We start from the raw sequence: 20,492 nt of genomic DNA on the forward strand, positions 1-20,492 counted from the left end.
GCGTGCGACGGGCCGGACGGGTAGCAGGAGGAGCGTGCAGCCATCGGACCGGGACGAGATCCGGGAACTCCTCAAGCGCACCGCGGTCGCGCTCAAGAAGGGGAACGTGCCGTTCGCCCTCTGCGGCGGCTACGCCGCGTGGGTGCTGGGCGCTCCGGAGCCCGACCACGACGCCGACTTCCTCGTGCCCGCCGCGGAGGCGGAGCGGGCGGCGAAGGTCCTGGCCGACGCGGGCCTCGAGGTGCAGGACCCGGCGGAGGACTGGCTGCTCAAGGTGGTCAGCGGGGGATCGTTCGTCGACGTCCTGTGGCGCACCTGCGGTCATCCGGTGGAGACGGACCTGATCGAGCGGTCGGAGGTCCGCCCCGTCCTCTCGGTGCAGATGCCGGTCCTCGCCGCGACCGACATCCTCGTGACCAAGCTGATGGCGCTCGACGAGCACTACTGCGACTTCGCCCGGATGCTCCCGGTCGCGCGGGCACTGCGGGAGCAGGTCGACTGGGCCGAGGTCGGCCGGGAGGTCGCCGGCAACGACTTCGCGGTCGTCTTCCTGGACCTGCTCGACCGCCTCGACGTCGTGCCGCGCACTAGCGCAGCGTGACGATCACGGCCGCGGCCGCCGCGACGGCCACGAGCACGACGGCGGTCGTGACGGCGGCCATCGCGGCCGGGGCCGCGACGCCCGCCCCCGCGGTCCGCTGCCGCTGCAGCAGGCGGTAGCGCCACGGCGTCAGCACACCCAGGACGCCGATCCCGACCAGCCCGGCGATGCCGGCAGCGACCAGCAGGCCGGCCGACCCGTCGGTGAGTGCGCGGTGCCCGACCAGCCCGGCCACGGCGAGGATCCCCAGCCCGGTGCGCTGCCACGCCAGGTCGGTGCGCTCGGCCGGGCCGGCTGTCACCGGTGCAGCACCTCGATCGCCACGAGGACGCCGACGACCACCACGACGGCGGCGATCGCGGTGGCCAGGACGGTCGGCACCGAGCCCCGGGGAAGCGGCCGGTCGTCGCGGATCGCGTCCTCGTTCGCCCGCCAGCGGTGATGACCGGCCACCGCGACGCCCAGCCCGAGGAGCACGAGTCCGAGCGCCACCGCGCCGCTGCCCCAGGGAACGCCGAGGTCGGGTGCGTAGGTGGCCACCGCGACGCCGCCGGCCACCAGGGCGAGGGCGGTCCGCAGCCAGGCCAGCAGCGTTCGCTCGTTGGCGAGGGTGAACCGGTAGTCGGGATGACCGGGTGCGTCCGCGGGTGTGGGCACGCGGTCAGGCTAGGGCCGCAGGTCATGGCGGCTCGCGGTTGCGGCACCGGCGGTTAACCTGTCGGGCGAGCGGCCTGGGGGTCGCCGTCGTCCCCCCGGCCTGCGTGCCGGACCTGGCTGCTAGTGACTGAGGGATCCAACGTGCCCACCGGCAAGGTCAAGTGGTTCAACCCGGAGAAGGGTTTCGGCTTCCTCGCGCGCGAGGACGGCCCGGACGTCTTCGTGCACAAGGACGCCCTCCCGGCGGGAACGGACGAGCTGAAGCCGGGGCAGCGCGTGGAGTTCGGGATCGTCGCCGGCCGCCGTGGTGACCAGGCGCTGCAGGTCCGCATCCTCGACCCGCTGCCGTCGGTGACGGCCTCGGTCGCCGCGGCGAGCCGGAAGAAGCCCGACGACCTGGTCCCGATCATCGAGGACCTGATCAAGCTGCTCGACGACGTCGGCGAGGGCCTGCGCCGGGGCCGGCACCCCGACCGCTCGGAGTCCCGCAAGGTGGCGTCCGTGCTGCGCGCCGTCGCCACCGACCTCGAGGGCTGAGGCCTCAGCCGGCGGGCGGGGCGCTGCTCGCCGGCGTCCCGCTCAGGTCGCCCCCGGCGCGCAGGAACCCGATCGGCCACGCGCCGGAGAACTCCCCGCACGCGCCACCCTTGTCCTCGACCACCACGAGGTAGAAGGCCGGCGGGACGACGTCCGAGGTGTTGATCTCGTCGAACACCGCGTCCCCCTCGGGGACGTCGACCTCGCCGATCGCCTCCTCGAGACCCTCGTCGAAGACCTGCACGCTCCAGCCCTGCTCGGCCACGGACGCCGGAACCGTCAGCGTGATGACCGAGTCGGGCGACACCTCGATGATCGGCGGGGTGGTGGAGTAGCGCTGCCCGTCGCCGTCCAGGCAGTACTGGACGGGGCGGACGGAGACCTGCTCGGCGCCCACCGACACCTCGACGTCCTCCGGCCCGGCTGCCTCGTCGCGACCGCATCCGGCCAGGACGAGGAGCAGCAGGGCAGCGGCGCACCTGCTCAGGACCACCGCTGCTCCACGGGGGTCGTCGGTGCCTCAAGGGAGACGCCCTGGCCGGAGTAGGCGCGGGAGCTGCCCCGGTAGAGGCTCCAGACGATCAGGCCCACCGCGACGACCAGGAGCGCCGCCGCCACGGTGAACCCGAGCCAGCCGGTCGGGGGCAGGGCGATCCCGAAGGCGCCGCCGACCACCCAGGCCAGTTGCAGCATGGTCTCGGACCGGGCGAAGGCGGAGGCGCGCAGGCTCTCCGGGACCTCCCGCTGGATGATCGCGTCGAGGGACACCTTGCCCAGCGCGTTGGTCACCGCGGACACGAGCGCGACCACGGCCGCCATGGCGAAGCTGTAGAAGAACGCCGCCACGACGGTTATGGCGGCGGCCGAGGCCGCCGAGATGAGGACGAGCCGGTCGGGCTCGGCGGCGTGCAGCCGCGACCCGGCCGCGGTGCCCGCGAAGCTGCCCACGCCGGCCGCGGCGGCGAGGGCGCCCAGCGCGAGGGTGGCCTCCCACCCGCCCTGGAAGGTCGCCTGGACCAGGAATGCGCAGAAGATGGTGAGGAAGCCGCCGAGGAAGCGGAGTGCGGTGTTCGCGCGGAGGGCGAGGACGACGTGCGGGCTGACCCGGCGGCGGCGTCCCCTCCCCATGGGGATCTCGGCGGTGGTCAGCACGTCGGCCTGGAGCTCGCCGGTGGGCACGTCGACGTGGCGGGGCAGCCGGACGGCGAACACCCCCGCGGTGAGGAACACGACGGCGGTCGCGCCGAGCTCCCAGTCGAAGCCGAGCAGCGCGGCGATCGCCGCGCCGATCGCGCCTGCGACCCCGGCCGTTGCGAGGCCGAACACCGACAGCCGGGCGTTGGCCGAGGTGAGGGACATGGCGGCCGGCAGTACGCGGGGGACCACCGCGGCCCGCAGCACGTTGTGCGCCTTCGACAGGACGAGCACGCCGAGCGCCGCGGGGTAGAGCCACAGGTCGTCGAAGTGGCTCATCATCACCAGCGCCAGGACGGCGCGGCCCAGATGGCTGGCCGCGAGAGCCCAGCGGCGCCCCCGCTGGAGCCGGTCGAGCGCCGGGCCGATCACGGGGGCCAGCACGGCGAACGGCGCCATGGTGACGAGCAAGTAGAGCGCCACGTTGCCGCGCTGGGCATCGGTGGTCGCGGCGAAGAAGAGCGTGCCGGCCAGCGAGACGGCGATCAGGGCGTCGCCGGCCATGTGGAGGGCGTTGACCCAGAGGAGCTGGGTCAGCCCGCTCTCGCCGGCGCCGTCCGCCCGGCTGGCCGCACGGACCCGCCGGGCCGCTGCCACGCTGAGCTGCCGGGAGCGGGCCACGGCCACGCGGGTGACCGTGACCTTCGGGGGCCTGCCCGCCGCCGGACCGGACAGCGGCAGTTCGGGGACGACGTCCGTCGGGAGCTCGTCGGGGGAGGGCGGACCAGCCACTGGCGGCACCCCCAGCGGGGCGGTGTCGACCCGATCCGCCCGCGCCGGGTCGGAGTGCCCGGCCGATCGCGCGCGCCGGCGCACACCGGGCGGTCGGCGGGAGGCAGGCACGTCTCCATGGTGCCGCACGTAGCTGTGCGCGCGGGGTCGGCGGCCGCGATGCGCGTCGGAGGGAGGCGGTCGACCCCCGGTGCGGCTCCGTCAGCGACAATGGGCGGGTGACCGACTTCTCCGCACGCGCCCGGTCCGTTCCCGCCGACGACTCCCTGGCAGCCGCGGTGGAACTGGCCCGCGCCGCCGCCGTCGAGACCGCCGGGGACGCGGAGCTGGTCGGGGAACACCTGGGTGCGGCACCGGAGGCCGTCGCGCCCGCGACCGACGGCGTCCCGGTGGAGGCGCTCGGCACGGTCCTCACGCACACCTTCGACAGCCGGCTGCCCGGCTACGTCGGCTGGCACTGGGCGGTCACCGTGACCCGCGCCCCGGACGACGACGAGGTCACCGTCGACGAGGTCGTGCTGCTTCCGGGTGAGTCCGCGCTGCTGGCGCCGGCCTGGGTGCCCTGGCACGAGCGGCTGCGCCCCGGCGACCTCTCCGTCGGCGACGTGCTGCCCTCCACCGAGGACGACCCGCGGCTCGTACCGGCCTACACCGCGGACGACGACTCCGCCGACGACCCCGAGGGCAGCGTCGTCGCCTTCGAGGTCGGCCTCGGCCGGGAGCGCGTCATGTCCCGGGACGGTCGCAGCGAGGCCGTCGGCCGATGGAACGCGGGGGAGTTCGGCCCCGAGTCCTCCATGGCGCGGCACGCCCCGGGTCCGTGCGCGACCTGCGGGTTCTTCCTGCCCCTGGCCGGCTCACTGCGGGAGCTCGTGGGCGCCTGCGGCAACGCCTACGCCCCGGCCGACGGTCGCGTCGTCACCGTCGACTACGGCTGCGGCGCGCACAGCCAGGCGACCCTCGTCGCCGACGAGGCCACCGAGGTGGTCCGGACCGCGCGCTACGACACCGGCGCGTTCGACGTCCTGACCGACTAGTCCGGGTGTCCGGCGATGTTGACCACGATGCCCTGCGGATCCCGGACGAAGAAGCGTCGTACGCCCCAGGGCTCCTGGGTGAGCGGGTGGACGATCTCGTACCCGCGTCGTCGGGCTTCCGCGTAGACGGCGTCGACGTCGTCCACGGCGACGGTGAGCAGCGACTGCTCGGGCGCTGAGGCGTCGCCGGAGACGAGGCTCACCTGAACGCTCGGGTTCGACGGTGACCGGAAACTGGCGACCCAGCCCATGTCGAACTGTTTCTCGAGGCCGAGGAACTCCTCGTAGAAGTCGTGGCCGACGGTGGCATCGCCGACGTTGAGGTTCGGCACGATGCGGTGGATCTTCATCGACGTCGCTCCCTAGTCCCGCGGGTGCCGGCGCGGCAGTTGGCCCTGCAGCCGCATCACGCCGAGACCGAGAACGGCGAGTCCGATCGCGGCCACGCACGTCCAGGTCCACATCCGGTCGACCCGGTCACCGAGAAGCAGCAGGACGACGAGGGCGACCGCCCACAGGGCGATCCCGGCGAGCACCACGCGAGCGGTGTCCACCTGCAGCGGCGGCGGGGCCTGCTTCGTCGGTCCGGGCACGGTTCGACCTTAGGACGCGCCACGTCCGGGTGGTGATCGCCCATCCGGGCGTCGGTGGAACGATCATGTGGCACGCTGTCGCCGCCGTACCGGCCGGGAGGGGTGCGCGAGCGCTCTCACCCCGGACAGGAGACCGTCCGCACCGGGGAGTCCGCATGCCCGACAAGTCCCGTCCCTCCAGGGGAGCCACCAGCGCGAAGGCCCGTGCGCAGGCCGCGGCCGACACCGTCGTCGCCGACAGCGGCACCCCCGCCGATGTGGTCGAGGGCGCGGCGCGGCCGCGCCGCAGCGACGGCCCCCGCCCCCGCCCCAAGAACGGGCTGGACCGCTACTTCGAGATCAGCGCCCGGCGGTCGACCGTGGGCCGCGAGCTGCGCGGTGGCCTGACGACCTTCTTCACGATGGCCTACATCGTGGTGCTGAACCCGATCATCCTGTCGGGCGCGGACATCAGCGGGACGACGCTTCCCTTCGCGTCGGTCGCCGCCGTCACGGCGCTCCTGGCCGGTGCGCTGACCATCCTCATGGGCGTCGTCGGCCGGTACCCGTTCGCGGTGGCCACCGGTCTCGGTATCAATGCCATCGTGGCCGTCTACGCCGCCACGCAGCTGTCCTGGCCCGAGATCATGGGCCTGATCGTGCTCGAGGGCCTGCTCATCACCCTGCTGGTCCTGACCGGTTTCCGGCGCGCGGTGTTCGAAGCCATCCCGGCCCAGCTGAAGACGTCGATCGCCGTCGGCATCGGCTTCTTCCTGACGATCATCGGCCTCGTCGACGCCGGCTTCATCCGCCGTGCGCAGGAGGGCGTCGTCCCGATCAGCTTCGGGCTCAACGGGCAGCTGGCCGGCTGGCCGCTGCTGGTCTTCGTCGTCGGCCTGCTGCTGACCAGCATCCTGGTCGTCCGCCGGGTCAAGGGCGCCCTGCTGATCGGCATCATCGCCACGACGGTCCTGGCGATCATCGTGGAGGCGATCGCCAAGATCGGCCCGACCTTCACCGACGACGGGGTGAACCCGCGCGGCTGGGCACTGCAGGTGCCGAAGCTGCCGGACAGCATCGTCGCGACGCCGGACCTCTCGCTGATCGGCAACTTCTCGCTGTTCGGCGGGTTCGAGCGGATCGGCGTCCTGGCCGCGGTCCTGATCGTCTTCTCGATCATGATCGCCGACTTCTTCGACACCGTCGGCACGGTGACCGCCGTCGGCGCGGAGGGCGGCCTGCTCGACGAGAACCGCAACCTGCCCAAGTCGCAGCCGGTGCTGCTGGTCGACTCCTTGGCCGCGGCAGCGGGTGGCGCGGGCAGCGTCTCGTCGAACACCACTTACATCGAGAGCGCCTCCGGGGTCGCCGACGGCGCGCGGACCGGCCTGGCCAGCATCGCCACGGGTGTGCTCTTCCTCGTCGCGATGTTCTTCAGTCCGCTCGTGCAGGTCGTGCCGTCCGAAGCGGCGGCCCCGGCCCTGGTGATCGTCGGCGCGCTGATGATCACCCAGATCCGGCACCTCGTCTGGGACGACATGTCCCTGGTGATCCCGGCGTTCCTGACCATCGCGCTGATGCCGTTCACGTACTCGATCACCAACGGCATCGGCGCCGGCGTCATCTCCTTCGTCGTGCTGCGGCTGGCGGTCGGCCGCCGCCGCGACATCCACCCGCTCATGTGGCTCATCGCGCTGCTCTTCGTCATCTACTTCGCCCTGGAGCCGCTGCAGCAGCTGCTGTGAACGGAAGCGCCTTCTGGGCGTGGTGCTGAGCATGGCTAACCATCCGGGGTTACTCTGGTCGGTGTGAGCAGGACGACGCTGGACACCGCGGCGCTCGCCCACGATCTCCGCCTGGCGGTCATGCGACTCTCCCGCCGGTTGCGCAACCAGCGGGTGGACACCTCGGTGACGCTCACCCACCTCGCCGCCCTGTCGACGTTGAAGCGGCACGGCCCGATGAGTCCCGGCGAGCTGGCCGCGCACGAGCGCGTCCAGCCGCCGTCGATGACCCGCGTCGTCGTCGCGCTCGAGGGGATGGGGCTGGTCACCCGGACCCCGCACCCGACCGACGGCCGGCAGGTGATCATCGGCCTGACCGACGCGGCCGAGGAGCTCCTGTCGGCCGAGGCCCGCGCCCGTGAGGCGTGGCTGAGCGGACGGCTGCAGGAGCTGTCGGCCGAGGACCGGACCGTGCTGCGCGAGGCGGCGGTCATCATGGACAAGCTGGCCAGTGGGTGACCCGGACGAGCACTGAACCCACCGCCCCCACCGACGCCGCGGAGCCTGCCCAGGACCACGCGATGTTCCGCGCGCTGCGGGTGCGCAACTTCCGCATCTACGCCTCCGCCAACCTGGTCAGCCTCACCGGCACGTGGATGCAGCGGATCGGCCAGGACTGGCTGGTCCTGCAGCTCTCCGACGACAGCGGTGTCGCACTCGGCCTGATCACCGCCCTCCAGTTCGGGCCGACCCTGCTGCTGAGCATGTACGGCGGGGTCCTGGCCGATCGCTACGCCAAGCGCCGGGTCCTCGTGATCACGCAGGCGCTCATGGGCCTCCTCGCCCTGGTGCTCGGGATCCTGGTCGCGACCGACGGCATCGCCCTCTGGCACGTGTTCGTGCTCGCCGCCGGGCTGGGCTCCGTCTCCGCCATCGACGTCCCCGTGCGTCAGGCGTTCGTCTCGGAGATGGTCGGCCCCGAGCTGCTCGGCAACGCCGTGAGCCTCAACTCGACGATCTTCAACGGCGCCCGACTCGTGGGCCCGTCGCTGGCCGGGCTCCTGATCGCGGCGGCGTCCGGGGACACCGCACTCGCCTTCTTCGTGAACGCGGCGAGCTTCGCGTTCACGATCGGTGCGCTCGCCGTCATGCGCGCCGACGAGCTGCGCCCCAGTCCACCCGTAGCCCGTGCCCGCGGGCAGCTGAGGGAGGGCCTGGCCTACACGTGGGCGCACCCGGACCTCGTGCTCGCGATGGTGCTGGCGTTCGTCATCGGCACCTTCGGGTTCAACTACCAGGTCACCATCGCGCTGATGGCGCGGGAGCGGTTCGACCTCGGCGCCGAGGCGTTCGGCCTGCTCTCCACGTTCTTCGCGATCGGTTCGCTCAGCGGGGCGCTGCTCTCCACCCGGCGCAGCGTCCGGCCGCGCCAGCGCTTCCTCGTGATCTCCGCCGTCGTGTTCGGGCTGTTCACCGTCATCGCCGGACTGATGCCCGGCTACGCGTCGTTCGCCGTCCTGCTCGTGCCGACGGGGGCGGCCGCGCTGGTGTTCAGCGTGGCGAACAACAGCTTCGTCCAGCTCGGCGTCGATCCGCAGATGCGCGGCCGCGTCATGGCGCTGTACTTCATGTGCTTCATGGGGGGCACCCCCGTCGGGGCTCCGCTGATCGGCTGGATCTCCGAGCACCTCGGCGCCCCCTGGGGTCTCATCCTGGGCGGCGGGATCTGCGTCGTGGCGGGCCTGGCCGCGGCCGCCTTCCTCGCCCGCGGTCGCCGGGTCCGGCTGGACGCCGGCCTGGCCCCGCCCCGCCTGCAACTGCGGGTGGGCGCGCGCACCGCCGTGGATTCTCCCCGGCTCCGCGCGGCCGAGGAGGTCGTGGCGGAGGCGGCGCCGGGGCAGCAGTCCCTGAACCGCTGACCCACCCCCGGACCCGCGGACCCGGAGTACCGTCGCGCCATCCCCATCCGGGTCGGGAGGCGACGTGGTCACCCCATTGCTGCAGATCGGCGGCACCGTTGCCGTGACCGCCGCGCTCATCGCCTGGACCGGTCCCACGGTCCGCTGGGCGCTCCGCCGCCTGGCGCGCCGCCGGGAGGCGCGGCATCCGGAACCCCTGCGCCGGCCCCTGCAGGTCGTCGCCGCCGACGTGCGGCGGCTCGGCCGTCAGATCGCGCTGGTGCCGGCCGGCGCGCCGATGGCCCGGCGCCGGGCCCTGGCCGCCGCCTACGACGACGTGCTCATCGAGGCCGCGCTGCTGCTGGACGTGGCGAGCGACCTGCGTTCGGCACCCGTCGGACCGGCCCGCGACGCCGCACGGCTGCGGCTCCTGGCCGACCTCCAGGAGGCCGGGCTGGCGGTCGAGGCCTGAGCGGTTCCCGGCGGATCTTCTTCGCCGTCGATCCGCCGGAGGAGGCGCGGGCGGACCTCGCCCGCTCGCTCGACCCGCTGCGCGACGCGAACGGCGCCCCGCGCTGGACGGCTCCGGACCGCTGGCACCTGACCCTGCTGTTCCTGGGCGCCACCCCGGAGGATCGCGTGCTGCCGCTCGTCGCCGCCGCCGGCGAGACGGTGGCCACGGCGCCGGCGATGACCCTGCGGCTGGCCGGCGCGGGGCGGTTCGGCTCGACGCGCCGTCCCCAGGTGTTCTGGGCAGGTCTGGACGGCGACGTGGAGGCGCTCGTCGAACTGGCGCTCCGGCTCGCGGCGGTCGCCGGCGCCCTGCGCCTGCCCGTCGAGGACCGCCCCTTCCGACCGCACCTGACCCTCGGCCGCTGGCCACCGCGTCGGCCCGCTGACGGCTCACTGACCGAGCGACTGGCCGGCTATCGCGGCCCGGCCTGGCCGGTGACCGAGGTGCGGCTGTGGGAGAGCCACCTCGGCCCGAAGCCCACCTACGACACCCTCGCCGAATGGAGGGTCAGTCAGTGAGCCGCCCTGCGAGGCGGGACGAGGAGTGGGGGCCGGAGGCCCCCCGACGAGCTTCCGGGACCCGCTCCGTTCAGACGGGGACGGTAGTTGGCCGCGGTGTCGTCCGGAGGACGACAGTGTCATCGCTCACCAGGCGTACTCCTGGGGGGCCGTCTTGTAGCCGGGGAAGATCTCGTCCAGCCGGGTCAGGGCGGCGTCGTCCAGTGCGACCTCGAGGGCGGCCAGCGATCCCTCGAACTGTTCCATCGTGCGCGGGCCGACGATGGGTGCAGTCACCCCGCGTTGGTGCAGCAGCCAGGCCAGCCCGACGTCGGCGGGAGCCTGGCCGAGCTCCCGGCACAACGACTCGTATTCCTCCAGCGCCGGGCGGTGGCGCTCGATCCGCTTCTGCATGTTCGCGTCGCCCCGCCGTCCACCCTCGGCCTTCTCCAGGACCCCGGCGAGCAGACCGCCGGCCAGCGGGCTCCACGGGATGATGCCGACGCCGTAGTGCTGGGCGGCGGGAAGCACCTCGAGCTCGATGTGCCGGGTCAGCAGGTTGTAGTGCGACTGCTCGCTGACCAGTCCCTGGAAGTTCCGGCGGGCGGCTGCCTCGTTGGCGGCGGCGATCTGCCAGGCGGCGTGGTTGGACGAGCCGATGTAGAGCACCTTGCCCTGGGCGACCAGGGTCTCGCAGGCCTGCCAGATCTCCTCCCACGGCGTCCTCAGGTCGACGTGGTGGAACTGGTAGAGGTCGATCCAGTCGGTCTGCATCCGCCGCAGCGATCCCTCGCAGGCGCGCACGATGTTGCGGGCGGACAGGAACGTGTCGTTCGGCCAGTCCGACATCCCGCCGTAGACCTTGGTCGCCAGGACCGTCCTGTCCCGTCGCTCGGCGCCCTGCGCGAACCAGGTGCCGAGCACCTCTTCGGTGCGGCCCTTGCCGGCGTCGAAGCCGTAGACGTTGGCGGTGTCGAAGAAGTTGACCCCCTCGGCGAGGGCGCGGTCCATGATCGCGTGCGCGTCGGCCTCCTCCGTCTTCCAGCCGAAGTTCATGGTGCCGAGACAGAGCCGGGAGACAGACAGACCGCTGCGTCCGAGGTGCGTGTACTTCATGAGTTCCACCCTGGCACCCTGGCGCTCGTGCCGCAGAACGATGTCCCGCCGTCCGAGTTCGATGCCGCGACCGCAGTCCAGCGGGCGGAGGGCGGAGGGTTGGCGACCGTCCTCGATCCCGGCTGGGACGTCGGCGGAGGCATCCTCAACGGCGGCTATCTGCTGTCGGTCGTCGCGCGGGCGGCGGTCCTGGAGAGCCCGCACGCCCACCCGGTCGCGCTGTCGGCCAGCTACCTGCGCGCGCCCGCGGCCGGCCCGGCCACGCTCACCGTCGTCCCCGGACCGGCCGGCCGGACCCTCGCGCACTCCCAGGTGACGCTCGCCGACGCAGGAGGCCCGGCGCTGGCGGTCAACGTCACGACGGCGACGCTCGGCGACGACGAGTCGGTGTGGTCGGAGCCGATGCCGGACGTGCCGCCGGTCGAGGAGTGCTTCTCCCTGGCCGAGCACCGCCACCTGGCGCCGCCGGGCGTGCAGGTGCCGGGCCTGTCCCTGCGCGTCGACACGCGGCTGGACGTCGCCTCGGCAGGCTGGGCCTTCGGGCAGCCCTCGGGGGAGCCCGTGCTGCGGGCCTGGATGCGGTTCACCGACGGCCGCGAGCCGGACCCGCTGGCGCTGGTCACCTTCGCCGACGCCCTCCCGCCGACCAGCTTCTCGCTGGGCAACCTGGGCTGGGCGCCGACGGTGCAGCTCCAGGTGCTGGTGCGGGCACTGCCCGCGCCGGGCTGGTGCCTGGTCGAGGCGCGGTCCAGCGAGATCGCGGGCGGCTGGGTCGACGAGGACTACCGGATCTGGGACTCCACCGGACGGCTGGTCGCGCAGAGCCGCCAGCTCGCCCGCGCCCCGCGCGGCTAACGGGGGAGCTCGACCTCGCCGGTGAGGTAGCGCTGCAGCGTCGGGCCCAGCGATGCGACCAGCGACTCGTGCGACGCCGAGGCCAGGGGTTCCAGCTTGAGCACGTACCGGGCCATGACGACGCCGATGAGCTGCGAGCCGACCAGCGCGCCGCGCGCCTCGCGCTCGCCGGGGGGCAGGTCGAGCGTGCCGAGCACCCGGCGCAGGACCTGCGAGACGAGGAACTCGCGCAGCAGCTTCGCCGTCCACTCGTTCCCGACCGCGGACCGGACGAGGGCGAGTGCGGCCGGCCGGGCTGGACCGTCCCAGACGCTCAGGAACGTCCGGACGAGGTTGGCGCCGAGCTCCTCACGGCCCCCTTCGAGCACAGGGGGAAGCAGGTCGCCGGGGTCGGCGGGGGCGTGCACCGCGGCGAGGAACAGTTTGTCCTTGCTGCCGAAGTAGTGGTGCACGAGCGCCGGGTCGACCCCCGCGGAGGTGGCGATCGCCCGGATGGTGGCGCCGTCGAAGCCCCGGTCGGCGAAGGCCTCCCGGGCGGCTGCCAGGACGGCCTCCCGGGTGTCGGGGTTCCCGGGCCGACGTCCCGACCGCCGGCTCGGGGCCGGTTCCGCGCTCAGCTGGTCCTCCGTCGCAGGGTTGCCGCCGCGAGGGCGAGGGCGAGCAGGGCCGCGCCCGCGACGATCGCGATGTCCGCCCACATGGTGCCGGTGGCCGAGGCGGACCGCCCCACCTCCTGCAGGGCCTCGACGGCGTAGGTCAGCGGCAGCACATGGCTGATCGCCTGCAGCCAGCCGGCCATCTGGTCCACGGGGACGAGCAGTCCGCACAGGAAGAACTGCGGCAGGACGATCACCGGCATGAACTGCACCGCCTGGAACTCGCTCCGGGCGAAGGCGCTGGCCAGCAGCCCGAGCGCGACGCCCAGCACAGCGTCGACGACGGCGATGAGGACGACGAGGGTGACCGAGCCGGCGACGTCCAGGTCGTAGACCGTCGTCGCCACGGTCACGGTGACCAGCGCCTGCAGGGCCGCCGCCAGGCCGAAGGCCAGGCCGTAGCCGAGCAGCAGGTCCAGGCGCCCCTGCGGGGTGGTCAGCAGCCGCTCGAGGGTGCCCGAGGTCCGCTCCCGCAGCATCGCGATGCTCGTGACCAGGAACATCACCACGAACGGGAAGATCCCGAGCATGGTCAGACCCACGCGGTCGAAGATGCCCGGTTGGCCGGGCAGGGTCGGCACGTCCTTCCACAGCAGGTAGAGCAGGCCGAGCAGCGCGCTGGGCAGCACGAGCAGCATCGCGATCGTGCGGTGGTCGTGCCGCAGCTGGCGGAGCACCCGGCCGGCGGTCGCGGCCGTGAGGCGGGGGCTCAGGTGCGTGGTGCGGGCCCGCACCGGCTGGAGCGTGGCGGCGGTCATGCCGTGATCCCTTCGCGGGCGGTGATCAGGTTGAGGAAGGCCTGTTCCAGGTCGTCGGACCGGCCGTCGGCGCGCAGCTGCGCCGGCGTGGAGTCGGCGATCAGGTCGCCGTCGCGGAGCAGCAGCAGCCGGTCGCACCGGCCGGCCTCGTCCATCACGTGGCTGGAGACGATCAGCGTCGTCCCGGCGGCGGCGAGGGCGTGGAAACGCCCCCAGAGCTCGACCCGGAGCACCGGGTCCAGCCCGACGGTCGGCTCGTCGAGGACCAGGACCTCGGGGGCGCCGACCAGGGCGCAGGCCAGCGAGACCCGGCCGCGCTGGCCGCCCGACAGGTCGCGGACCAGCTGGCCGCCGGAGTCGGACAGGCCGACATCGGCGGTCGCGGCCTCGGCCTCCCGGCTGCTCATCCCGTAGAGCGCGGCGAAGTAGCGGACGTTCTCCCGCACCGTGAGGTCCTCGTAGACGCTCGGTGCCTGGGTCACGTAGCCGACCCGGCTGCGCAGCCCGGGCGATCCGGCCGGCTCGCCGAGCACGGTGACCGCGCCGCTCCGGACCAGCTGCACGCCGACGAGGGCCCGCATCAGCGTGGTCTTGCCGCTCCCGCTGGGACCCAGCAGTCCGGTGACCTGGCCGACGGGCACGGTGAAGGACAGGCCGTTCAGCACCTGCCGGCGACCGCGCTCGACCACGAGATCGGTGACGGTGACAACGTCCATGAGGGCGACCTCCAGAAACTCAACGCCTGATGAACTCAACGCTAGATGAGTTACCGCGGCGGAGTCAACGGAGTCCTTGGTCCCTGCCGCCGAATGATCAGGAGACCTGATCATTCGGGGTCCTACCTCACCGTCGACCGTGAGCCAGGACCCGTATTGATCAGGTGACCTGATCAATAGGGATGGGTGGCCAGGCAGAATCGCGATCGTGCCCGCACCCGTAGTCATCACCGATCCGGGCGACCCGCGGGTGGCCGACTTCCGGGACCTCAAGGCCGGCGACCGGCCGGAGGGGACGCCGCGATGGGGCGGCCCGGTGATCGTCGAGGGCGTGTCCGCGGTCGAGCGGCTGCTGGACTCGCCGTACCGGGTCCGGGCGGTGTTCGGCGTCCCCGGCCGGGTCGCGGCCCTCGACCTTCCGGACGACGTGCCGGCGTACGAGGCCGACAAGTGGGTGCTGTCGGAGGTGATCGGCTTCCGGCTCACCCGCGGGGTGATCGCCTCGGCCGACCGAAGCCCGCCCGCCGACCTGGACGAGCTGCTGGCCGGCCCCGACCCTGCCGCCCCGCGCCGGCTCGCGATGCTGGAGGCGCTCAACGACGCGGAGAACCTGGGCTCGATCGCCCGCTCGGCGCTCGCGCTGGGGATCGACGGCCTGCTCCTCGACCCACGCTGCGCCGACCCGTTCTACCGCCGGTCGGTGCGGGTATCGATGGGCCACATCCTGGCGCTGCCCTTCGCCGTCCTCCCGGACTGGCCGGCGGAGCTGGACCGGCTGCACGACGCCGGCTACACGACCGTCGCGCTCACGCCGTCGGCCGACGCCGTCGATCTGACGTCGATCGACCCCGTGGCACACCCGCGGACGGCGGTGCTGCTCGGCGCCGAGGGGCCGGGGCTCACGCCGGAGGCGCAGGCTGCGGTCCGGGTGCGGGCGCGGATCCCGATGCGGCCGGGCGTCGACTCCCTCGGCGTCGCGGCCGCGGCTGCGATCGCGTTCGCCACGCTCCGCTCGGACTAGCCGCGGAGGGAGAAGCGGGCCAGCAGCGCCCGGGCCTCCTCGGCGTGGGCCGGGTTGCACATCACGTCGTAGCGGCCGGCCACGATCTTGTTGGTGCTGGTGAAGTCGCGGCGCCCGCCGGTGGCGCGGTAACCGATCCAGCCGAAGACGGCACCGAAGACCAGCCCGACCGCCAGGCCGGTGAGCACCGAGCCGATCCACTCCGCACCGTCGGTGGAGAAGATGCCGAGCAGCAGCCCGACGAACAGCCCCCACCACGCGCCGCCCGCGGCCCCGGCGGCGATGGCGCGGCCCTGCGTGAGCCGGCCGGTCACCGTCTCGATGATCCGCAGGTCGGTGCCGATGATCGTCACGTTCTCGACGGCGAACTTCTCGTCGGAGAGGTAGTCGACCGCGGCCTGGGCCTGCTCGTACCCGTCGTAGGAACCCACCTGGACGCCGCCCAGCGGCATGGACACAGAAGCAGTCATGTCCGTCCCAACTCCTGCCCTCGAGGTTCCCTTCCCAGCCTGGCCTGCTCGCCCGCCGCGGACAAGCCCGTTCAGACCAGGCTGTCCGCCCAGGCGCGGTGCAGGCCGGCGAACCGACCGGTGCCGGCGACGAGCTCGGCCGGGAAGCCGTCCTCGACGATCCGTCCCTCCTCCATCACCAGCACCCGGTCGGCGATCTCGACCGTCGAGAGCCGGTGGGCGATGATCAGCGCCGTCCGGTCGGCCAGCAGCGTCTGCAGGCCCCGCTGGACGAGCCGTTCGCTGGGGACGTCGAGCGAGCTGGTGGCCTCGTCCAGGATCAGGACCGCCGGGTCGGCGAGGAACGCCCGAGCGAAGCTCACCAGCTGCCGCTGACCGGCCGACAGCCGCCCGCCCCGGCGGTGCACGTCGGTGTCGTACCCCTTCGGGAGCGACGCGATGAACTCGTGCGCCCCGATCGCGCGGGCGGCGGCCTCGATCTCGGCACGGTCGGCGCCGGGTCGCCCGAAGGCGATGTTGTCGGCGATCGTCCCGGAGAACAGGAAGCTCTCCTGGGTCACCATCACCACGGCACGCCGCAGGTCGTCGTCGGTCAGCCGGTCCAGCGGCACCCCGTCCAGCCGGACGACGCCGGCGACCGGGTCGTAGAAGCGGGCAGCGAGCCGGGCCAGCGTGGACTTGCCGGCGCCGGTGGCCCCGACCAGCGCCACGGTCTGCCCGGCCGGGACGGCGAGGTCCAGGTGCGGGAGCACGGTCCGGTCGGTGTAGCCGAAGCGGACGTCGTCGAAGACCAGCTCCCCGCGCGCGTCGTCGAGCGGCAGCGGGTCGGACGGCTCGGCGACCGTCGGCCGCTCCTCGAGGACGCCGGACAGCTTCTCCAGGGCGGCCGAGGCCGACTGATAGGAGTTGTAGAACATCGCGACGTCCTGCAGCGGGTCGAAGAACCGGCGCAGGTACAGCAGGAACGAGACCAGGGTGCCGACGGCCAGGTCGCCGTCCATCACGCGGAGCGCGCCGTAGCCGAGGACGGCAACCGTGACGAGGTTCCCGATCAGCGTCACGGCCGGCACGAACACGGCGATCAACCAGAACGCGCGGTCCTGCGCGCGCCGGTTGTCCTCGTTCAGCTGGGCGTGCAGCTCGTCGTTGCGGGGCTCGCGGCGGAAGGCCTGCACCGCCCGGATCCCGCCAAGGGTCTCGGTGAACTGCACGATGACCGCGGTGATGGACTCGCGGGTCCGCCGGTAGGCAGCGGTCGAGTTCTGATGGAACCAGCGGGCCACCCAGAACAACGCGGGGAAGCCGAGCAGCGCCACCAGACCCAGCGGCGGGTCCAGGACGATCAGCACGACGCCGATGGTGAGGACGCTGAACAGCGCCGTCACCAGGCTGTCCAGGCCCTCGTCGAGGAGCTCGGCGAGCGCCTCGACGTCGCTGGTCAGCCGGCTGATGGTCTTCCCCGACGTGTAGCGCTCGTGGAAGGACAGCGGCAGCCGCTGTACGTGGGTGAACACCCGGCGGCGCAGGGTCAGCAGCACGGCCTGCCCGACCCGGCCGGACCAGGTGAGGAAGACGAACCGCAGCACGGTGTCGAGGACGGCGGCGCCGAGCATCGCGGCGGTGATCCAGACCAGCGGCCACGCGTTCCCGCCGATCAGCGCCGGGACGGCGACGTCGATGCCCACGCCGATCAGGAACGGCCCGGCCAGCCAGGCGAGGTTCTGCACGGTGATCGTGAAGAGCAGGCCCCACAGCGAGCGCCGGTGCGGCGCCAGCAGCTCGCCCAGCAGCCTTCGGGAGCGGGCCCGCAGGAAGACACCCGCCCCGGCCGAGAGGTCGTCGGCGTTCTCGGCGGCCACGCCGCGCCAGTTCTCCTGACCGTCGGTGCCGTGACCGGGCGACGGCGTCTGCGCTGTCACGAGACCTCCTCGCTGGCGCTCGTCGGCCACGTGCCGGGCCGTGCTGTGTCCATGCGTGACCTCGCAAGCTCGGTCACGGCAGGGCCTCCGCCAGCTCGCTGTCCTGGGCCAGCAGCTCGCGATACCCGGGCACCTCGGCGAGCAGCTCGCTGTGCGTGCCCAGCGCGACGATGCGCCCCCCGGCCAGCAGTGCGACCCGGTCGGCCAGCAGGACCGTCGACGCCCGGTGCGCCACGACCAGGGCGGTGGTCGCGGCCAGGATGTCGCGCAGCGCCCGCTCGACCAGCGCCTCGGTGTGCACGTCCAGCGCCGACAACGGATCGTCGAGAACCAGCACGGAGGGGCGGCCGAGCACGGCGCGGGCCAGAGCCAGCCGCTGCCGCTGCCCACCGGACAGCGACAGGCCCTGCTCGCCGATGCGCGTGTCGAGGCCCCACGGCAGGTCGTGCACGAACTCGGCCTGGGCGACCTGCAGGGCCTCCTCGACGTCGGCGTCGGTGGCCCCGGGACGGCCCAGGGTGATGTTCTCTCGCACGCTCATTGAGAACAGCGTCGCGTCCTCGAAAGCGGTCGCCACCACGCTGCGCAGCTGGGCGAGCGGCAGGTCGCGGACGTCGACGCCGTCCACGGTGATCCGGCCGGCGGTCACGTCGAAGAGCCGGCCGACCAGGGCGGTCAGCGTCGTCTTCCCCGACCCCGTGGCGCCTACCACGGCGACCGTCTCTCCGGGCGCGACGTCCAGGTCGACGCCGTCGAGCACCGGGGAGGCCGACCCTGCGTAGCTGAACCCGACGTCCTCGAACCGCAGTCGCGCCGGGGAGCCGAGGTCGGCGGGGACGACGCCGGGCCGGTCGGTGACGGTGAGGGGTGCGTCGAGGAGCTCACCGATGCGGTCGCAGGCGCTCGCGGTCTCCTGCGCGAAGGCGAAGAGGAACCCCAGCGACAGGATCGGCCACAGCAGCACGGTGAACAGCGCGACGAAGGCGACCAGCCCGCCGACGGTGAGCGCGCCGGTGTTCACGGCCACCGCGCCGCCGACCAGGATGACCGCGAGGGTCACCTGCGGATGCAGCTCGAAGATGCTCCACAGCAGGGCCAGGGTGCGCACCTTGTCGAGCTCGAGTCGCCGCAACCGGGTGGCCTTGGCGTCGTAGCGGTCGAAGACGAGCCGGCTGCGGCCGAGCGACTTGACCACCCGGATGCCCTGGATCGCCTCCTCCACGTCGGTGGCCAGCTCGCCCTGCTCGTCCTGGACCAGGCGGGACTGGATGTTGTACCGCCGCTCCCAGCGCAGCGCCAGCGCCGACAGGGGCACGGTCGTGAGCAGCACGGCCAGCCCCAGTGGCCAGTAGGTCACCAGCAGCAGGACCAGGACGACGACGCAGGTGATCAGGTTGACCGCGAGGAAGACGGCGACGAAGCCCACGAAGCGGCGGACCGTCGACACGTCCGTGGTCGCCCGCGAGAGGAGCTGGCCCGACGCCCAGCGGTCGTGGAACGCGACGGGCAGCCGCTGCAGGCGCTGGTACACGGTGTCGCGCAGGTCGCGCTCGATCCGCAGGCAGCTCGAGTTCATCGCCCAGCGGCGCACGAAGAACAGCGATGCCTCCGCGACGCCGAACAGCAGCGCGAGGGCCAGCAGGGGGACCAGGCCGCCGCGGTCGCCGTCGGCGATCGGCCCGTCGACGACCGCCGCCGTGATCAGCGGGATGGCGAGCTGCGCGAGGGTGGCCAGCAGGGCGGCGGAGAACGTGACGGCGATGAGGCCGCGGTACGGGCGGGCGAAGGGCCAGAGCCGCAGCAGTGCGGAGAGCCGTCCCCGGTCGTCCGGTACAGGTCGCGGGGAGGTCGTCATGGCATAGCCGAGGCTATGCGGAGGTACTGACCGAGGCGAACCAGTTTCGGTCGGGCCTAACGGTGGCGGCGGACCCCGAAGACGATGTCCTCCCAGGCCGGGATGCGGGCCCGCGGGTCGTCGTCCTCGGGCTCCTCGGAGCTGCGGCCGAGGACGACGGTGTCGTGTTCGGCGACCTCGTCGAGCAGCGCGTCGATCGACCGGTCGTCGTCGGGCGTGCCGGTAGCGGCGTGCACGTCACGGACCCGCTCGTCGTCGTGGGCCAGGAGGTCCGACGGCAGGACGTCCGGGGTGACGGTGTCGTGGACCGTCCGGTGCACCAGGTCGTCGTCGGCCCGGGCCGGCTCGCGCACGACGGTGACGCCGCGGCGGGCGGTGGCCACGGTCAGGCCGACCGGCACGTCCGGCACGACCCGCACCAGGCGGGTGCCCTCGGCGAAGTCCATCGTGGCGGCGTCGGAGGGCGCGACCGTGCGCGAGGGGAGGTCGAAGCTCCACCGCGTCGTCCCCGACTTGTCGCCGGCCCGCCAGGCGCCGGTGACCTGCCAGCTGCCGTCGTCGCTCTTGTAGGCGTCCCAGGAGACGGCCTCGAGGTCGGAGTCGATGAGCCGCAGACGGTCGGTCATGAACTGCTGCAGAGCCACGGTCGGCGAGCCCTCGCTCAGCCGGACCCGGGCGTCGCGGGCCTGCTCGGCGATGCGGGCGCGCTCCTGGATGACCGGGTGGGCGAATCGCATGATCCGCTCGACCCGGGTGCCCGAGGCGGCGGCGACCTGCTCGGGGGTCTCGCCGGCGCGGATCCGGGCCTGGATCACGCGCGGCGGCAGCTCGGTACCGAGGTCGACGTCGATCTGGGTGAGCCGGCGGGAATCCCCGCGGGCGGCGGCGCGCAGCCGGTCGTCGATCTGGAGCTCGAACTTCTCGGCCTCGCCGTCGGGACCGTCGGCAGCCAGCACCACGCTCTTCCCGTCGTCGGAGAGCGCCACGAGGCGCAGCGTGCGCATGGGCGAACCTCCGGATGGACAGCGCGAGCCGGTCCGAGACCTAGACCGGAGCCCGAGGCTATCGGCGCGCGCCGGGCGCAGCGTGCAGGCGGCCCGGCGTGGCGAGCCGTGAGGCTCGCTCCCGCCAGGGGTGCGGGCACGATCCTTTCCCGCCGATGA

General features: G+C 73.1%; 23 protein-coding genes and 1 pseudogene. 10 read left to right on the forward strand and 14 right to left on the reverse strand.

Annotated features, from left to right (window positions below):
• The first annotated feature begins 34 nt into the window (after positions 1–34).
• Positions 35–601, forward strand: a complete 567-nt coding sequence (locus E4P38_RS04300) for a nucleotidyltransferase family protein (RefSeq protein WP_135130516.1) — start codon at positions 35–37, stop codon at positions 599–601.
• On the opposite strand, the gene E4P38_RS04305 is transcribed toward E4P38_RS04300, so the two are convergent.
• Both E4P38_RS04305 and E4P38_RS04310 read right to left on the reverse strand, forming a co-directional pair.
• A complete protein-coding gene (locus E4P38_RS04305; protein WP_135130517.1) occupies positions 588–902 on the reverse strand; it encodes a DUF202 domain-containing protein in 315 nt (104 codons plus the stop codon). The genes E4P38_RS04300 and E4P38_RS04305 overlap by 14 nt on opposite strands.
• Positions 899–1,258 (reverse strand): DUF202 domain-containing protein, encoded by a 360-nt coding sequence (locus tag E4P38_RS04310; RefSeq protein WP_135130518.1) that lies wholly within the window; start codon positions 1,256–1,258, stop codon positions 899–901. The genes E4P38_RS04305 and E4P38_RS04310 overlap by 4 nt, the downstream gene beginning before the upstream one ends.
• Before the next feature lie 141 nt (positions 1,259–1,399).
• Between E4P38_RS04310 and E4P38_RS23380 the strand changes: the two are divergent.
• Positions 1,400–1,576, forward strand: a pseudogene (locus E4P38_RS23380) (cold-shock protein); the annotation flags it as partial.
• A gap of 223 nt (positions 1,577–1,799) precedes the next feature.
• On the opposite strand, the gene E4P38_RS04320 reads toward E4P38_RS23380, so the two are convergent.
• Together E4P38_RS04320 and E4P38_RS04325 are read right to left on the reverse strand one after the other, a co-directional pair.
• The gene (locus E4P38_RS04320; protein WP_135130520.1) at positions 1,800–2,288 is read right to left on the reverse strand and encodes a DUF2771 family protein; all 489 of its coding nucleotides are present in this window, start codon (positions 2,286–2,288) and stop codon (positions 1,800–1,802) included.
• Positions 2,279–3,721: an MFS transporter gene (locus E4P38_RS04325; protein ID WP_245160772.1), complete on the reverse strand. Its 1,443-nt coding sequence runs from the start codon at positions 3,719–3,721 to the stop codon at positions 2,279–2,281. Before E4P38_RS04325 ends, E4P38_RS04320 begins: the two co-directional genes overlap by 10 nt.
• A 218-nt stretch (positions 3,722–3,939) precedes the next feature.
• On the opposite strand from E4P38_RS04325, the gene E4P38_RS04330 reads away from it, so the two are divergent.
• Positions 3,940–4,758, forward strand: coding sequence for a DUF3027 domain-containing protein (locus E4P38_RS04330; protein ID WP_135130522.1), 819 nt, complete (start codon positions 3,940–3,942; stop codon positions 4,756–4,758).
• On the opposite strand, the gene E4P38_RS04335 is transcribed toward E4P38_RS04330, so the two are convergent.
• Together E4P38_RS04335 and E4P38_RS04340 are read right to left on the reverse strand one after the other, a co-directional pair.
• A complete protein-coding gene (locus E4P38_RS04335; RefSeq protein WP_135130523.1) occupies positions 4,755–5,108 on the reverse strand; it encodes a VOC family protein in 354 nt (117 codons plus the stop codon). The genes E4P38_RS04330 and E4P38_RS04335 overlap by 4 nt on opposite strands.
• A gap of 12 nt (positions 5,109–5,120) precedes the next feature.
• Complete coding sequence (locus E4P38_RS04340) at positions 5,121–5,351, reverse strand: DUF2530 domain-containing protein (protein WP_135130524.1); 231 nt, start codon at positions 5,349–5,351, stop codon at positions 5,121–5,123.
• A gap of 155 nt (positions 5,352–5,506) precedes the next feature.
• Between E4P38_RS04340 and E4P38_RS04345 the strand changes: the two genes are divergently transcribed.
• The 5 genes from E4P38_RS04345 to thpR all read left to right on the forward strand — a co-directional run bounded on the left by E4P38_RS04345 (position 5,507) and on the right by thpR (position 9,984).
• Positions 5,507–7,075 carry an NCS2 family permease gene (locus E4P38_RS04345; protein WP_135130525.1) on the forward strand — a complete coding sequence of 523 codons (1,569 nt, stop codon included), beginning with the start codon at positions 5,507–5,509 and terminating at the stop codon, positions 7,073–7,075.
• Between the two features lie 63 nt (positions 7,076–7,138).
• Entirely contained in the window at positions 7,139–7,573 is a 435-nt protein-coding gene (locus E4P38_RS04350; protein WP_135130526.1) for a MarR family transcriptional regulator, read from the forward strand.
• Positions 7,570–8,973: an MFS transporter gene (locus tag E4P38_RS04355; protein WP_245160773.1), complete on the forward strand. Its 1,404-nt coding sequence runs from the start codon at positions 7,570–7,572 to the stop codon at positions 8,971–8,973. The genes E4P38_RS04350 and E4P38_RS04355 overlap by 4 nt, the downstream gene beginning before the upstream one ends.
• Positions 8,974–9,037: 64 nt before the next feature.
• Positions 9,038–9,424: a hypothetical protein gene (locus E4P38_RS04360; protein ID WP_135130527.1), complete on the forward strand. Its 387-nt coding sequence runs from the start codon at positions 9,038–9,040 to the stop codon at positions 9,422–9,424.
• 14 nt (positions 9,425–9,438) lie between these two features.
• Complete coding sequence (gene thpR, locus E4P38_RS04365) at positions 9,439–9,984, forward strand: RNA 2',3'-cyclic phosphodiesterase (protein ID WP_245160792.1); 546 nt, start codon at positions 9,439–9,441, stop codon at positions 9,982–9,984.
• A gap of 126 nt (positions 9,985–10,110) precedes the next feature.
• Here thpR and E4P38_RS04370 read toward each other — a convergent pair whose 3' ends face one another.
• The gene (locus tag E4P38_RS04370) at positions 10,111–11,079 is read right to left on the reverse strand and encodes an aldo/keto reductase (RefSeq protein WP_135130632.1); all 969 of its coding nucleotides are present in this window, start codon (positions 11,077–11,079) and stop codon (positions 10,111–10,113) included.
• 27 nt (positions 11,080–11,106) lie between these two features.
• On the opposite strand from E4P38_RS04370, the gene E4P38_RS04375 reads away from it, so the two are divergent.
• On the forward strand, positions 11,107–11,934 hold the full coding sequence (locus E4P38_RS04375) for a thioesterase family protein (protein WP_135130529.1): 828 nt from the start codon (positions 11,107–11,109) through the stop codon (positions 11,932–11,934).
• Here the strand turns inward: E4P38_RS04375 and E4P38_RS23760 are convergent.
• Genes E4P38_RS23760 through E4P38_RS04390 form a run of 3 tightly spaced genes read right to left on the reverse strand, consistent with a single transcriptional unit; the run spans position 11,931 to position 14,064 of the window.
• On the reverse strand, positions 11,931–12,632 hold the full coding sequence (locus tag E4P38_RS23760) for a TetR family transcriptional regulator (RefSeq protein WP_280791043.1): 702 nt from the start codon (positions 12,630–12,632) through the stop codon (positions 11,931–11,933). The two genes, E4P38_RS04375 and E4P38_RS23760, sit on opposite strands and share 4 nt — an antisense overlap.
• Positions 12,548–13,348: an ABC transporter permease gene (locus E4P38_RS04385; protein WP_209308923.1), complete on the reverse strand. Its 801-nt coding sequence runs from the start codon at positions 13,346–13,348 to the stop codon at positions 12,548–12,550. The genes E4P38_RS23760 and E4P38_RS04385 overlap by 85 nt, the downstream gene beginning before the upstream one ends.
• Positions 13,345–14,064: an ABC transporter ATP-binding protein gene (locus tag E4P38_RS04390; RefSeq protein WP_135130530.1), complete on the reverse strand. Its 720-nt coding sequence runs from the start codon at positions 14,062–14,064 to the stop codon at positions 13,345–13,347. The genes E4P38_RS04385 and E4P38_RS04390 overlap by 4 nt, the downstream gene beginning before the upstream one ends.
• 208 nt (positions 14,065–14,272) lie before the next feature.
• Here E4P38_RS04390 and E4P38_RS04395 point away from each other — a divergent pair, with 208 nt between their 5' ends.
• Positions 14,273–15,085, forward strand: a complete 813-nt coding sequence (locus E4P38_RS04395; protein ID WP_135130531.1) for an RNA methyltransferase — start codon at positions 14,273–14,275, stop codon at positions 15,083–15,085.
• Here E4P38_RS04395 and E4P38_RS04400 read toward each other — a convergent pair.
• The 4 genes from E4P38_RS04400 to sepH form a co-directional block, all read right to left on the reverse strand.
• A complete protein-coding gene (locus tag E4P38_RS04400; protein WP_135130532.1) occupies positions 15,082–15,555 on the reverse strand; it encodes a general stress protein in 474 nt (157 codons plus the stop codon). The two genes, E4P38_RS04395 and E4P38_RS04400, sit on opposite strands and share 4 nt — an antisense overlap.
• Before the next feature lie 71 nt (positions 15,556–15,626).
• A complete protein-coding gene (locus E4P38_RS04405) occupies positions 15,627–17,474 on the reverse strand; it encodes an ABC transporter ATP-binding protein (protein ID WP_135130533.1) in 1,848 nt (615 codons plus the stop codon).
• 73 nt (positions 17,475–17,547) lie between these two features.
• On the reverse strand, positions 17,548–19,329 hold the full coding sequence (locus E4P38_RS04410) for an ABC transporter ATP-binding protein (RefSeq protein WP_135130534.1): 1,782 nt from the start codon (positions 19,327–19,329) through the stop codon (positions 17,548–17,550).
• A 56-nt stretch (positions 19,330–19,385) separates the two neighbouring features.
• A complete protein-coding gene (gene sepH, locus E4P38_RS04415) occupies positions 19,386–20,333 on the reverse strand; it encodes a septation protein SepH (protein WP_135130535.1) in 948 nt (315 codons plus the stop codon).
• Between the last annotated feature and the right edge of the window lie 159 nt (positions 20,334–20,492).

It is taken from the genome of Blastococcus sp. CT_GayMR16, assembly GCF_004570875.1.
In the GTDB taxonomy this organism is placed as follows: domain Bacteria; phylum Actinomycetota; class Actinomycetes; order Mycobacteriales; family Geodermatophilaceae; genus Blastococcus_B.

Coding starts and splice junctions, on each gene's coding strand:
- E4P38_RS04335 (WP_135130523.1), bottom strand. CDS start 5,108: ATGAAGATCCACCGCATCGTGCCGAACCTCAACGTCGGCGATGCCACC.
- E4P38_RS04345 (WP_135130525.1), top strand. CDS start 5,507: ATGCCCGACAAGTCCCGTCCCTCCAGGGGAGCCACCAGCGCGAAGGCC.
- E4P38_RS04370 (WP_135130632.1), bottom strand. CDS start 11,079: ATGAAGTACACGCACCTCGGACGCAGCGGTCTGTCTGTCTCCCGGCTC.
- E4P38_RS04385 (WP_209308923.1), bottom strand. CDS start 13,348: ATGACCGCCGCCACGCTCCAGCCGGTGCGGGCCCGCACCACGCACCTG.
- E4P38_RS04390 (WP_135130530.1), bottom strand. CDS start 14,064: ATGGACGTTGTCACCGTCACCGATCTCGTGGTCGAGCGCGGTCGCCGG.
- E4P38_RS04400 (WP_135130532.1), bottom strand. CDS start 15,555: ATGACTGCTTCTGTGTCCATGCCGCTGGGCGGCGTCCAGGTGGGTTCC.
- E4P38_RS04410 (WP_135130534.1), bottom strand. CDS start 19,329: ATGACGACCTCCCCGCGACCTGTACCGGACGACCGGGGACGGCTCTCC.
- sepH (WP_135130535.1), bottom strand. CDS start 20,333: ATGCGCACGCTGCGCCTCGTGGCGCTCTCCGACGACGGGAAGAGCGTG.